The sequence below is a fragment of the Dorea sp. D27 genome (assembly GCF_001185345.1).
Lineage (GTDB): Bacteria > Bacillota > Clostridia > Lachnospirales > Lachnospiraceae > Extibacter.
In genome coordinates, this window is sequence record NZ_KQ236743.1 from 953,269 (window position 1) to 967,125 (window position 13,857).

The 13,857-nt window shown below is 49.1% G+C and carries 13 protein-coding genes and 1 pseudogene; all 14 read left to right on the top strand.

Annotated elements, in window-relative coordinates; all coding sequences use genetic code 11:
- Window positions 1-36: 36 nt before the first annotated feature.
- Window positions 37-2,187 (top strand): peptidase U32 family protein, encoded by a 2,151-nt coding sequence (locus tag HMPREF0980_RS04520; protein WP_049727915.1) that lies wholly within the window; start codon window positions 37-39, stop codon window positions 2,185-2,187.
- Between the two features lie 8 nt (window positions 2,188-2,195).
- Window positions 2,196-3,668, top strand: coding sequence for an FtsW/RodA/SpoVE family cell cycle protein (locus tag HMPREF0980_RS04525; RefSeq protein WP_049727916.1), 1,473 nt, complete (start codon window positions 2,196-2,198; stop codon window positions 3,666-3,668).
- 37 nt (window positions 3,669-3,705) lie between these two features.
- The gene (locus HMPREF0980_RS04530) at window positions 3,706-5,040 is read left to right on the top strand and encodes a peptidoglycan D,D-transpeptidase FtsI family protein (protein WP_049728330.1); all 1,335 of its coding nucleotides are present in this window, start codon (window positions 3,706-3,708) and stop codon (window positions 5,038-5,040) included.
- A gap of 44 nt (window positions 5,041-5,084) precedes the next feature.
- Complete coding sequence (locus HMPREF0980_RS04535; RefSeq protein WP_049727917.1) at window positions 5,085-5,408, top strand: hypothetical protein; 324 nt, start codon at window positions 5,085-5,087, stop codon at window positions 5,406-5,408.
- Between the two features lies 1 nt (window position 5,409).
- Window positions 5,410-6,372, top strand: coding sequence for a DUF2953 domain-containing protein (locus HMPREF0980_RS04540; RefSeq protein WP_049727918.1), 963 nt, complete (start codon window positions 5,410-5,412; stop codon window positions 6,370-6,372).
- A 22-nt stretch (window positions 6,373-6,394) separates the two neighbouring features.
- Window positions 6,395-6,802: a GerW family sporulation protein gene (locus HMPREF0980_RS04545; protein WP_049727919.1), complete on the top strand. Its 408-nt coding sequence runs from the start codon at window positions 6,395-6,397 to the stop codon at window positions 6,800-6,802.
- Window positions 6,803-6,862: 60 nt separating this feature from the next.
- A complete protein-coding gene (locus HMPREF0980_RS19100; protein WP_167482128.1) occupies window positions 6,863-7,006 on the top strand; it encodes a hypothetical protein in 144 nt (47 codons plus the stop codon).
- 90 nt (window positions 7,007-7,096) lie between these two features.
- On the top strand, window positions 7,097-7,513 hold the full coding sequence (locus HMPREF0980_RS04550) for a zinc-ribbon domain-containing protein (protein WP_049727920.1): 417 nt from the start codon (window positions 7,097-7,099) through the stop codon (window positions 7,511-7,513).
- 2 nt (window positions 7,514-7,515) lie between these two features.
- Window positions 7,516-7,923, top strand: a complete 408-nt coding sequence (locus HMPREF0980_RS04555; RefSeq protein ID WP_049727921.1) for a DUF2752 domain-containing protein — start codon at window positions 7,516-7,518, stop codon at window positions 7,921-7,923.
- Between the two features lie 5 nt (window positions 7,924-7,928).
- Window positions 7,929-9,191 (top strand): DUF4234 domain-containing protein, encoded by a 1,263-nt coding sequence (locus tag HMPREF0980_RS04560; protein ID WP_049727922.1) that lies wholly within the window; start codon window positions 7,929-7,931, stop codon window positions 9,189-9,191.
- A 111-nt stretch (window positions 9,192-9,302) separates the two neighbouring features.
- The gene (gene rpmB / locus HMPREF0980_RS18505) at window positions 9,303-9,491 is read left to right on the top strand and encodes a 50S ribosomal protein L28 (protein ID WP_082912795.1); all 189 of its coding nucleotides are present in this window, start codon (window positions 9,303-9,305) and stop codon (window positions 9,489-9,491) included.
- Window positions 9,492-9,620: 129 nt separating this feature from the next.
- Window positions 9,621-9,980, top strand: a complete 360-nt coding sequence (locus HMPREF0980_RS04565; RefSeq protein WP_049727923.1) for an Asp23/Gls24 family envelope stress response protein — start codon at window positions 9,621-9,623, stop codon at window positions 9,978-9,980.
- Window positions 9,981-9,999: 19 nt separating this feature from the next.
- Window positions 10,000-11,669, top strand: a pseudogene (locus HMPREF0980_RS19895) (DAK2 domain-containing protein).
- Between the two features lie 82 nt (window positions 11,670-11,751).
- Window positions 11,752-13,782: an ATP-dependent DNA helicase RecG gene (gene recG, locus HMPREF0980_RS04575; protein WP_049727924.1), complete on the top strand. Its 2,031-nt coding sequence runs from the start codon at window positions 11,752-11,754 to the stop codon at window positions 13,780-13,782.
- The last annotated feature ends 75 nt before the right edge of the window (window positions 13,783-13,857 follow it).

Sequence of the window (13,857 nt, forward strand, 5' to 3'; positions counted from 1 at the left end):
TGTCGGCGGACAGCCTTTTTTAAAGGGCGTATTTGAATGAATAACAGAGTGGAAATACTGGCTCCCGCCGGATCGGTGGACAGCCTGAATGCCGCGGTTGCCGCCGGTGCAGACGCGGTATATATGGGAGGCCCCCGTTTCGGGGCACGGGCATATGCAGATAATCCGGAGGAAGAAGAACTTCTCCAGGCCATCGATCATGTGCATATACATGGAAGAAAAATATACCTTACGGTAAATACCCTGCTTAAAGATGCAGAGATAGACGATCTGTACCGTTATCTGTATCCGTATTACAGGCAGGGGCTTGACGGGGTCATCGTGCAGGATATCGGAGTGGCAGAGTATGTAAGGGCGCATTTTCCCGAACTTCCCCTGCATGCAAGCACGCAGATGACAATTACCGGAGCGCCGGGTGCCGCACTTATGAAGGAGCGGGGCGTGTCGCGTGTCGTACCGGCCCGGGAGCTGTCTCTTGCGGAGATAAGGAAGATAAAGCAGGAGACAGGCATGGAGGTAGAGTGCTTTGTGCATGGAGCGCTCTGCTACTGCTACTCGGGACAATGCCTGCTCAGCAGCCTGCTCGGAGGAAGAAGCGGCAACAGGGGGCAGTGCGCGCAGCCATGCCGGCTGCCCTACCGCGTACACGGCAGGAAGCCTGACGGGCTGCTGAGCCTCAAGGATCTGTGCACGATAGATATGATACCGGAACTTGCCGGGGCTGGAATCGACTCTTTTAAGATAGAAGGGCGTATGAAGCAGCCTGATTATGTGTATACGGTAGTAAGCATGTACCGAAAATATACGGACCTCTACTATGAAAGAGGCAGAGAGCGGTATGTAGTAGACGACGGGGACAAAGAACGGCTGTATGCGGCTTACAGAAGACGGGGATACTGTAACGGGTACTATAAGCGGCATAATGGCAAGGACATGGTTTCACACTCCAGGCTGAAAGGAGTGGAAGGCGGTACAACATGCCCTGCGTACGAATTAAAAGAAAAAATTAATGGGAAATTAATACTTTCCGAAGGAAAACGTGCTAAACTGGAGCTTGAATATAATGGTCATACGGCTGCCTGCGAGGGGGCGGAAGTGAAACAGGCGGTAAAGCAGCCGCTTTGTGCAGAGAGAGTAGATAAGCAGTTGAGAAAGACCGGTGGAACGCAATTTGCATTCGACAGCCTTGCACTTCATATGGACGACAATATATTTCTTCCAATGCAGTCGCTGAATGAACTGAGAAGAGACGGCATACGTCTGCTCGGGGAAGCGCTGCTGAAGCCGTACCGGAGGGAGACGGAAGAAACCCAGCCTCCGGAAGAGACAGCGCTTCGCGGGACGCTGCAGAAATATGGCGGCAGGGGTCCCGTAGACATAACGCTGTCCGTCACGGATAAGACGCAGCTCGAGACGGCAGTCGAGGCGGAAGGAGTCAAAGCCGTGTATGTTGACAGCTCCCTGCTGTTTTACGGCACGGGCGAGCTGATCTACGGTCTTGTACGCCGCGGACAGGCTGCGGGGAAAAATATGTATGTGGCCCTGCCCTATATCTTCCGTGACGACACGGCAGCCTTATTTGAACACCCATATTCTGTAATCCGGGATTTGTTCGACGGGGTACTGATTCGTAACTGGGAAAGCTTAGGATGGCTGGAAAAGAAGCGATACCCGAAAAAGGTGATTTCTGATTCCAATATGTATGTCTTTAACCGGTATGCGAAACAATTCCTGACCAAGACACGCATCGATTCCTACACGGCTCCGGCAGAACTGAATGCTAAGGAGCTTGCAGCGCTTGGCATCTCTGACGCTGCTTTCGTCGCGTACGGCTATCAGCCTGTGATGGTGACGGCCGGCTGCATACAGAAGACGGCAGACCGGTGTTCCGGCACGGACGGCCTGTCCTATATAAGTGACAGATATGAGAAGAAATTTGCGGTTAAAAATTGTTGTGAATACTGTTATAATATAATTTATAATTCTTCTCCTCTTGTGCTGCTGAACCAGAGGGAAGAAGTGAAAGCTCTCTCACCCGCATCCCTGCGCCTTGATTTCACGACAGAGGACGCCCAGGAGATGCGGAAGATTACGGCACTGTATACAGATGCCTTCGTAAGAGGGAAAGAGATTAGAACCCCGGAGATGGATTTTACGAAAGGACATTTCAAGCGGGGAGTGAAGTAGGTGAAGTTTTGGTAAATATTATTGTTGAGCTGTCCAAATATCTGATGATCATACTTATAACCATGTATACGTATCTCTGCTTCAGCATATTTGGCTATCAGGATCCGGACAGGAAGAAAAGCATGCTGCGCAGACAGAATGTGCTCATGTATATGGTCCACATCACTGCCTTTCTCGTAATGTATCTGGAGACAGAGGATATCAAGCTGCTGGCTTTCTATCTGATGCAGGTGGTGCTGTTTGGCGCGACGATACTGCTTTATACGATTCTGTATCCGAAGGTGTCGCGGCTCGTTGTCAATAATCTGTGCATGCTGCTCAGCATCGGTCTTATCATGCTTACGCGGCTTAACTATACGAATGCGATGAAGCAGTTTGTCATTGCGGCTGGAGCCATTGCAATCAGCCTTGCTGTTCCGGTCATCATACGGAAGTTTAAGAAGCTGGCAGAGTGGAGGAAGCTCTATGCGGTAGCTGGTATCGTTTCTCTCGGTATCGTGGCGGTCGTCGGTCAGGTGTCGTACGGAGCCAAACTGGGTTTTACGATAGCAGGAATCAATATACAGCCGTCGGAACTGGTCAAGATCATATTTGTGTTTTTCGTGGCCTCCAGCTTCAAGATGTCGCTGGAGTTTAAGAATATCGTCATCACCACGGCGCTGGCCGCGTTCCATGTGCTTATACTTGTCGTATCCAAAGACCTGGGAGCCGCGCTTATCATATTTGTCGTATATCTCGTCATGCTCTATGTGGCGACACGGCAGCCGCTTTATATACTGGCAGGGCTCGGGGCCGGGAGCGTGGCGTCGGTGGGAGCCTATTACCTGTTCGACCATGTGCGGACACGTGTCGTCGTCTGGAGGGATCCTTTTGCGGCCTATAACAATGGCGGCTATCAGGTGGCGCAGTCTCTGTTCGCCATCGGTACGGGAAGCTGGTTCGGGCTTGGCTTATGCCAGGGGGAACCGGATATGATTCCGGTTGCCGATTCGGATTTTATCTTTTCCGTCATATCAGAAGAGATGGGAATTATATTTGCCCTCTGTATCATTCTGATCTGTGTCAGCTGCTATGTGATGTTTCTGAATATCGCAATGCAGCTTCACAGCATGTTCTATAAACTGGTGGCCCTGGGACTTGGGACGTGCTACATATTCCAGGTATTTCTGACCATCGGGGGCGTGACGAAGTTTATCCCGTCTACGGGTGTCACGCTTCCGCTTGTCAGCTACGGCGGGAGTTCTTTACTTAGCACGATGATTATGTTTGCTATCATCCAGGGACTGTATATATTAAGAGAAGACGAGGAAGAAGATATTGAAAGAAAGAAAAAGGAAAGGCTACGAGCAAAGAGAAGCGGACAAGAAGTTAAAAAGAAGCGAAGAAAAACGACAGATGTCCCGCAGAGACCGCAAAGAGGCCAACAAGGCAGACAAGCGCCGGAAAAAGGCAAAGCGCGCCCGAAACAAAGAGTTCGCTAGAGTCACCTATGTATTCGTAGGTCTGTTCCTTGTTCTGATGGGATATATCGCATATTTCAACGTAGTGAAGAGCAGGGATATCATACGCAGCCCGTATAATGCCAGGCAGGACTCCTATGCCAAACGGGTAGTCCGGGGCAAGATTCTGGATAAGAACGGTAATGTGCTCGCACAGACGAATGTGTCGGAGGACGGCAGCGAAACAAGGGAATATCCCTATGGAAGCATGTTCGCCCATGTGGTCGGCTACAGCGTGCAGGGCAAATCCGGGCTGGAATCGTTAGAGAATTTTGAACTTCTCACTTCCAATGCGTTTTTCCTGGAAAAGCTGAAAAACGAATTCCAGGACAAGAAGAATATAGGGGACAATGTTGTCACGACGCTGGATGCAGGACTGCAGGAGGCGGCATACGACGCGCTTGGCAGCTATAAGGGAGCGGTCGTGGCGATAGAACCCAGTACAGGCAAGATACTTGCCATGGTGTCAAAGCCGGATTTTGACCCTAATTCTGTAGCGGACAATTGGGAGACGCTGAACTCCAGCGAAGACAGCGTTCTTCTGAACCGGGCGACCCAGGGACAGTACGCGCCGGGTTCGACATTTAAAGTCGTGACTGCCCTTGAATATATGAGAGAACACTCTGATTATGAGAATTACAGTTATAACTGTACCGGAGCCATAGAACACGGAGGACTCACCATCCACTGCTTTAATAATCACGTACACGGCCAGGTGGACTTTGCAGATTCTATCGCGTATTCGTGCAACGCGTCGTTTTCCAATATCGGACTGTCACTGGACGTAGGTAAATTCAGGGCTACCGCGAAAGAGCTTCTCTTTGATTCCAAGCTCCCCTCCGAACTGCCGTACAGCGAGAGCAAGTTTACGCTGGAGAAGGGCGCTTCCGACGGAGAGAAGATGATGACAGCCATGGGACAGGGACAGACGCAGGTAAGTCCGTATCATATGGCTCTCATCACTTCTGCGATAGCGAACGGCGGTACGCTCATGAAACCTTATCTTGTAGAAGCGGTCACGAATTATTCAGGGTCCGTCGTGGATGAAAACAAACCGGAGAAGGCCGGTACGCTGATGACCGCCGAGGAAGCGTCCAAGCTGAAGGAATATATGACGGATGTGGTACAGTACGGAACGGCGTCCGTGCTGAGCGGGCAGGGCTATACGGCGGCCGGAAAGACAGGAACTGCAGAATATAGCTCGGATAAAGAAAAAGACCATTCCTGGTTCATCGGTATGACGAATGTGGATAATCCGGATCTTGTAATCAGCGTAATTATAGAAGCTTCCGACGGTTCGGCCAAAGCGGTCAATGTCGCGAAGCAGGTGTTCGACGCCTATTATAATCAATAGGCATATGTAGCAGGGGCATATACATCAACGAGAGGTACATTGAGATGAAATATTACAGGCATATATACCTGACAGACGGGCTGGAAAAGAAGAAGGACAAAATAATAAAAAAGCTGGAAGGAAATAAATTCCAGGTAAGCATTCATCTTCTCGTTCTGTCGGGAAATGAAAAAAACCATCTGGAAATTATTAATTCAGTCCTGCTTCTGCAGCCGGACTATCCGAAAGAAGATTATTTTGTCGTCGGAATCGCAAAAAGTTATGATGATGCACTGGAACTGGTAGAAAAGATAACGGATGAAGTATATCATGAGACGAGGGGGACGGATATTCGTTCCTATATATTAGAAAAAGAACAGGAAGATTAAGATGCTACATATTATACTGCTTATCTTGAAGATCATAGGAATCATAATAGCCGCGATACTGGGGATACTTGTATTGTTGGTTTGCATTGTGCTTTTCGTGCCATTCAGATACCGCGTCGAGGCGGCTTCAGGCGGGACGTCCGACAGTATTCAGGCAGATATGACATGTACGTGGCTTATGAACCTCATCAAATTCACAGCTTTGTACCACGATAAAAAGTTTGTCTGGAATGTGCGCATATTCTTTAAGAAGATGTCAGGGGAAGAGCAGGCTGATGCCGACGACATAAAAAAGTTTGAAGAGGAAGTGGAAACAGATGAAACGGAATACGAAGAGATACTGGAAGAGACGGAAGAAACAGATGGACACGGCGCTGAAGAGCATCCGGGCCTTCAAAAAAAAGATGAAAAAGAACCCAGATTACCTGAGAGAGCTGAAGCGGAGCGGAAAGAAAATGCAGAAGATGATCAGGAAGAAAAAACCGGTTCTGGCAAGAAGCGTGGGAAATTTAAAAATATCTATGAAAAATGCAGGCAGACATTCCGTAAGATAAAATGTACAATTCTAAGATTATGTGATAAAATAAAGGCGTTATCAGAGAAAAAGGAAAAGCTCAGTGCGTTTATACTGGATGATACCCATAAGACGGCGTTCGCCAAGGTGAAAAAAGAAGCATTCCGTCTTTTGAGACGGCTGAAGCCAAGGACGGTAAAAGCAAAGATACACTATGGATTTGAAGATCCGTACAGAACCGGTCAAGTTCTGGCGGGTCTTGGCATCCTGTATCCTTTCTTGGGGAAAGATACAGAGATCGTTCCGGATTTTGAGCAGAAGATACTGGAAGGCACGCTGCTCGTCAAAGGCAAAGTGCATGTACTGCATTTCGTCATGCTGTTATGGAAGCTGTTCTGGTGCAGGGAAGTCCGCGCCACGTATAAACACATCAGAAGTTTTGAATTATAGTATTGTTGAGGAGGAAACGGACATGGCTGAAAATAATTTTAAAGGAACGGTAGAAGCGCTATTCCACGGAATGGACGGGGTAGTCTCGTCAAAAACGGTGGTAGGAGATGCGATTCATATAGGGGACACGATTCTTCTGCCCCTTGTTGACGTATCATTTGCGGTGGGAGCCGGGGCTTTTAACGGTGACAGGAAAGAAAGAGGAGCCGGTGGAATCGGCGGTAAGATGACGCCTTGCGCGGTTCTCGTCATCCAGAATGGACATACGAAGCTTGTCAACATTAAGAACCAGGATACGATGACGAAGATACTGGATATGATCCCTGACGTCATAGATAAGTTTGGATCAAAAGGGGAAGACAAGATGACGGAAAAGGATGTGGAGGATATACTGGACGAAGCCGGGGACGCTGATGATATTGCCGGCTAACAGTCTCGTTTCCTGAAAGCGTGCATATAATATAGTGAGAATTGGTGCAGAGGTTTGTGAATGAAGCGAGTAGTGGGTTTTGCCCTGCTGTGTCTGGCGGTAGGCATGATATTTACAATACTTGTCAGGCATCCGTTGATAGAGTTGATATGTGCCATAATATGTGCGCTGGTGGGGTATGAGTTGTTTTGCGGGAAAGAATAGCGTCTTAGAGAGTGCGGCGATGCTGTCATGGCAGAAACTGCACTTTTTATGTATATTGACATGTATAATGAGGAACAGGAGGGAATGCAAATGATGAAATGTGTAACATGTGGCAGCGAGCTGCGGGAGGGGTCTCTGTTCTGTACATACTGCGGGGCAAAAACGGACAGTCTGCCGGAAGCGGGAAAGACAGGCCTGCAGACAGAAGAGGCCGCGGCGTGTAAGGCGGGGCTGGAAGGCCTGTTCAGCGGAATCAGGGCATATGTAAAAAGCGAAACGGACAAGCAGCAAAATGAACTGGCTGAAAGAGAGGCACGCATACATACGCTGGAGCAGGAACTGAAGGAAAAGGAAACGCTCATAGCGCAGCTTAGGGAAGAACTTCAGAATAGAGAGAACAGAGACGCCGCTGTCCCTGTCCCTGCCAAACATGAGTGTCCGAAGTGCGGAAACGCGCTGTCAGAGGATATGGTATTCTGCAACCAGTGCGGGACGAAAGTACGGTAGTGATGAAGAGAAAGTTGATTGTCCGACATATCGTGATTATCAGCGGTCTGCTTGTGCTTCTCCTTTTTATCTGGAGATGTCCGCTTGCATATCTGTTTGGCATTCCCTGTCCGTGCTGTGGGATGACGAGGGCGTTCAAGAGTATGGTGAGCCTTGATTTCAGGGCTTCCTTCTCTTATCATCCGCTCTTTCTTCCGACTGGCTTCGCCATCTGGTATTTCCTTCACAAGGATGTGCTGCCTGAACGGTTCAGGATGGGAAAGAAGACGGCCAGGGTATTGGGAGGCCTGCTTCTCATCCTGCTGCTGGCGGTATATGTATACCGCATCGCTTTTCAGCCGGACGGCATCATCAAGATAGACTTGGATGACGGACTGATTTTTAAAATAATGAGAGAAATACGAGGGTAGAACATATGATAAAGCAAAGAAGTCTGGCTACATATATTATTTTGACATTTTTGACATGTGGCATATATAGCATTTTCTTCTGGTATTCCTATACGGAAGATGTCAATGCGATGTGCCGGGGAGATGGAGAAGAGAGCATGAACTACATACTGGTGCTTCTTCTGTCTGTAATCACGTGCGGCATATATGGACTGTACTGGTTCTATAAGCAGGCCAACCGTCTCAGAAAGGCAGGAACGAGATATGGAGTGGCAATAGCGGAAGGTGGAGGAGAATTCCTGATGTGGTACCTTGTCGGGTGCCTGATATGCTTCGTGGGCAGCTTCCTCTCGTTCAACGTGCTGATCAAGAATGCGAATCTTATCGCAGATGCATATAACCGTCAGAACGGCGGGCCGACACCTCCACCGGACAGCGGGACAGCTCATAGGGTTACGGCATATGGAACGGCTGCGGGTGCGGCTGAAAAGAAAGAAGATGAGACGGGCTGCTTCTGCGCAAGATGTGGGGAGAAGATGTATGTGACGGATCGGTTCTGTCCGCAGTGCGGGGCAAGGAATGAACGTGCGGCGGATGCAGGACCTGCCCGGTCACAGGCGTATTCCAGCCATACGGAGAACGCTGGCAACAGCCGTGGGTTCAGAGAGTCCGGGTCCGGTGCCGACATATTGGGTTCCTTGTCCGGCAAACGGCTGACCGCGATAGTTGCTGCCGTGGCTGTGGTCCTGCTCGTTATCGACCGACTGTGGAGCGGTGCTGGGTTTTTCAGCATGTTCTCCATGATTGAATATATGCTTCCGGCTCTTTGTATCGCTGTGTTTGGCGTATTATGCTTTCTGGACAGGCGGGAATGCGGGCAGTATGAGATTGTACCTCTGATTGCCTACTTTGGCCTGCTGTTCCTGTCCGGTATACGTGTGTCTGGAATTACGCCGTATACGAGCTATTCCTGGATATGGGATTATTATTCGGCATTTGACAATTTCTGTTCAGTCATACTGGCGCTTGCGGCATTGACCGCGGCTGGCTGCCTTGCCATGGAACTTGCCGGAAAGCGGTACGATATCGTTCTTCTGGCGGCAGTCATCGTCATATTCGGCCTTACGCTGCTGGCGGGAGTAGTAACCTTGTTCACCCAGTTCCGTTACTGGGGTTTCCCTGGAATATACAGCTTCTTCACGCTGTTTGCCTCGGTTGTGAGCCTGCTTCCGGTGCTGCTGTATGTACTGCAGCGCAATCCGCAGATGCTTGATAAATTGAAAAAGTAATAATATGCAGAAATTCAAAATAAGTACTTGCTTTTCTTGTATACATCTGGTAAAATAATCAGTGTTGCGAGTTCGGAAAAGGACTTATTATGAGCGTTAGGAGGTGCAGTCATGGCAAAATGTGCTATTTGTGAAAAGGGTGCTCACTTTGGGAACAACGTAAGCCACTCTCATAGAAAATCACCAAAGATGTGGAAATCAAACGTGAAATCAGTTCGTGTTAAAACAGCAAACGGAGCTACAAAGAAAATGTATGTTTGTACTTCTTGTTTGAAATCAGGCAGAGTTGAACGTGCGTAATGAAAGTTAAAACTCAGATTTCTTATGGAATCTGGGTTTTTTATTTGTAAAATAAGGGAATTAATAGTATAATATTTTTGTTAAGCTCGTGTATTACATTTTCAATTTAGAGAATTGGAGGTTTTTAATATGAAGGGATGTATGAGTACGGATCTTGGTATCATCACAATCGATCCTGAAGTGCTTGCGAAATATGCAGGGACTGTGGCTGTAGAGTGTTTTGGAATCGTAGGCATGGCTGCTGTCAATATGAAAGATGGATTCGTCCATCTTCTTAAGAAGGAAAGCCTGACGCACGGAATCCAGGTGAGCATATCAGAAGATAACCATATTACGCTCAGCTTCCATATTATTGTTGCTTATGGCGTAAGTATTTCAGCCGTGACGGAAAATCTCATCAGCAATGTAAAATATAAGGTAGAAGAGTTTTCCGGAATGCCGGTAGATACGATCAATATCTACATTGAAGGCGTCAGAGTCATCGATTAGTTAAGGAGGAACATAAGAAGTGGCTACAAAAACTATTAATGTGGATATGCTTGCCAGGATGTTTCTGGCTGGAGCACAGAATATCGAGGCAAAGAAAGAATATATCAATGAACTGAACGTATTTCCGGTACCGGACGGAGACACCGGGACGAACATGTCCCTGACGATCATGTCTGCGGCGAGAGAAGTGACCGCACTTGAGAAACCGGATATGGCTGACCTTGCCAAGGCGATTTCTTCCGGCTCCCTGCGCGGGGCGAGGGGGAATTCAGGCGTTATCCTGTCTCAGCTTCTGCGAGGGTTTACCAAATCTATCCGCGAAGAAAATGAAATAGACGCGCTTGGACTTGCGGCGGCATGTGCAAGGGCTAGAGATACGGCATATAAGGCGGTCATGAAGCCGAAAGAGGGAACCATCCTTACGGTGGCAAGCGGTATCGCCGATAAGGCGGCAGAGATGGCGGAAGAGACCGACGATTTGGAACTCTTTATACCGGCTGTGATAAGGCATGCGGAAGAGGTGCTGGAGAAGACACCGGATATGCTTCCTGTTCTGAAGGAGGCGGGTGTGGTGGATTCCGGCGGACAAGGCCTTCTGGAGGTGATCAGAGGAGCATATGACGCGTTCCAGGGCAAAGAGATCGACTACAGCTCTATCGAGCCCGGCAAAGCAGCCGTGGCGCCGCCGAAGGTATCTCAAGAAGCGGGAGATATCAAGTTCGGCTACTGTACGGAGTTTATCATATTGACGGAAAAAGAGTTTACGGAGGAGGACGAGGACGGGTTTAAAGCGTATCTGTCTTCCATCGGCGATTCTATCGTCTGCGTGGCTGACGATGACGTCGTTAAGATTCACGTGCATACGAATGATCCGGGGCTTGCGATACAGCGTGCCCTCACTTTCGGACAGCTGTCTCGGATGAAGATAGACAATATGAGGGAAGAGCATCAGGAGAAGCTGATCCGGGATGCCGAGAAGCTTGCTAAGGAGCAGAAGCAAGAGGCGGCCAAAAAAATACAGGGCCGAGAAAGTCCATGGGCTTTATCGCGGTCTCCATCGGAGAGGGTCTGAATGAAATCTTCAGAGAGCTTGGGGTCGATTATATTATAGAAGGCGGACAGACGATGAATCCGAGTACGGAGGATATGCTCAACGCCATCGAACATGTGAACGCGGATACGGTGTTCATCCTGCCAAACAACAAAAATATCATTCTTGCCGCCAACCAGGCGAAAGCGCTTGTCGAGGACAAAGATATCGTCGTGATACCGACGAAGACGGTTCCTCAGGGGATTACCGCGGTTATCAACTTTATGCCGGAAGCAGATGCGGCGGCCAATGAGGAGACGATGCTCGAAGAGATGAAGAACGTCAAATCCGGCCAGGTGACATATGCCGTTCGAGATACGCGCATCGACGACAAGGAGATTCATGAAGGTGATATCATGGGTATCGGAGACAGCGGTATCCTGGCAGTAGGCCAGGACGTGGAAGCGACGACCCGTGAGATGCTTGTCAAGCTTGTCGATGACGACTCGGAGCTGATCAGCCTCTACTATGGTGAGGAAGTGAAGCGTGAAGATGCAGAGCGGTTTACCGCAGAGATAGAGGAACTGTACCCGGATGTAGATGTGGATGCACATTTTGGGGGGCAGCCAATATACTATTACGTGCTGGCTGTGGAATAAGTAAGATAAAGAGGGGACAGACGCCCTGTGCATGCAGAGGTCTGTCTCTTTTCTGTTTTGAAGCATAGTAAGGATTGCAATTATGGTTGAATTGACAAAAATAAGCGAATTAAAAGGAATAGGTGAAAAGACGGAGAAGCTGTTTGGAAGGCTCGGCATTGCTACGGTCGGTGATCTGATACACTACTATCCCCGGGGATATGACGTCTATGATGAGCCGGTCCCCATCAGCGAGGCATCGGAAGGGCGTGTCGTGACGGTGACAGGGGCCATATTTGGCAGGGTGCAGGTATCCGGCAGCCGGAATATGCAGGTCACGACGGTTTACGTCAAGGACATCACCGGGACGCTGAAGGTCATCTGGTTCCGCATGCCGTTTTTGCGCAATACCCTCGGAAGAGGCGGAGTCATAACGCTTAGGGGCAGGATTGTCAACCGGAAAAGCGGCATCGTCATGGAGCATCCTGAAATCTTCTACCCGAGCGCCAGATATGAAGAAAAGCTCCACACGCTGCAGCCGGTCTACGGGCTGACCGCAGGGCTGTCCAATAACAGCGTCATGAAGGCAGTACGGCAGGCGCTTATGAATCTTGATCTCTCTAAAGAGACGCTGCCGGATGAGATCCGGCTGAAATATGGACTTGCCGAGTACAACTATGCGATACGTGGGATCCATTTCCCTGAAGATAAAGAAGTGTTCTATCATGCGAGGGAAAGGCTCGTATTTGAAGAGTTCCTGGAATTCATCTTATCGCTGCGAAAGCTGAAAGACAGCAATGAAAAAGAGAAGAACCATTATCCGGTCAGGAACGATCCCGGGACTGAGACATTTCTCTCACAGCTTCCCTATGAGCTGACAGGCGCGCAGCAGAAGGTGTCGGATGAGATTGCGGCAGATATGGCAGGCAGTACGGCCATGTCACGTCTTGTGCAGGGAGACGTGGGTTCCGGCAAGACCATCGTGGCAGTCCTGGCGCTGATGAATACGGCATTTGCCGGTTGCCAGGGGGCACTTATGGCACCGACTGAGGTGCTCGCCAGGCAGCACTATGAATCCATTACGAAATTATTTGGCCGGTATGGCGTTGCAATAAGCGTGGAGCTGCTGACCGGTTCTATGAGCGGGAAAGAAAAGCGTGCGGCATATGGGCGGATTGAGAGCGGCGATGTCCAGATTATCGTCGGGACGCATGCATTGATTCAGGAAAAGGTGAGTTATAAGAATCTGGCGCTGGTCGTGACGGATGAACAGCACAGGTTCGGGGTCAAGCAGCGGGAAGCATTTGCCAGAAAGGGCGGCGTGCCACATATTCTTGTCATGAGTGCGACACCGATACCAAGGACGCTTGCAATCATCTTATATGGGGATCTGGATATATCCGTGATTGACGAGCTGCCCGCGAACAGGCTGCCGATTAAGAACTGCGTCGTAGACACTGGTTACCGCAAGACTGCATATGCATTCATGAAGAAACAGGTGCAGGATGGAAGGCAGTGCTATGTCATCTGTCCGATGGTAGAGGAAAGCGAACATCTTGAGGTGGAAAATGTCCTGGATTATGCCCAGATGCTGCAGGATGAACTTGGCGAGGATGTGTCGGTCTCCTTCCTTCACGGGAAGATGAAGCAGGCGGAAAAAGATGATATCATGGAGCGGTTCGGCAGAAATGAGATTCAGGTCCTCGTTTCTACGACTGTCATCGAGGTCGGCATCGACGTGCCGAACGCTACGGTCATGCTCGTGGAAAATGCCGAACGCTTCGGCCTGGCACAGCTTCATCAGCTGCGTGGACGTGTAGGCCGTGGGGAGCACCAGTCTTATTGTATCTTTATGAGCGCCTCCAGATCCAAGGAGACGAAAGAGCGCCTCGAAATACTGAACAAGTCAAATGACGGGTTTAAGATTGCCAGTGAAGATCTGAGGCTGCGCGGGCCGGGAGACCTGTTCGGCATACGTCAGAGCGGTCTGATGGACTTCAGGCTTGGGGACGTATTCCAGGATGCAAAGCTGTTGCAGAAGGCAAATGAAGCGGCAGACCTGCTTTTGAATTCAAATAATGAATGGAAGAAAAAAATACCAAAATATGAAGGAACTTCTAGTGTAATAATATAAATCCTCCATATACTATCGTTGTAACAAAAAACAAAAAGTTACAAACAATTATTGAGCATTTTAAATGCTCAATAA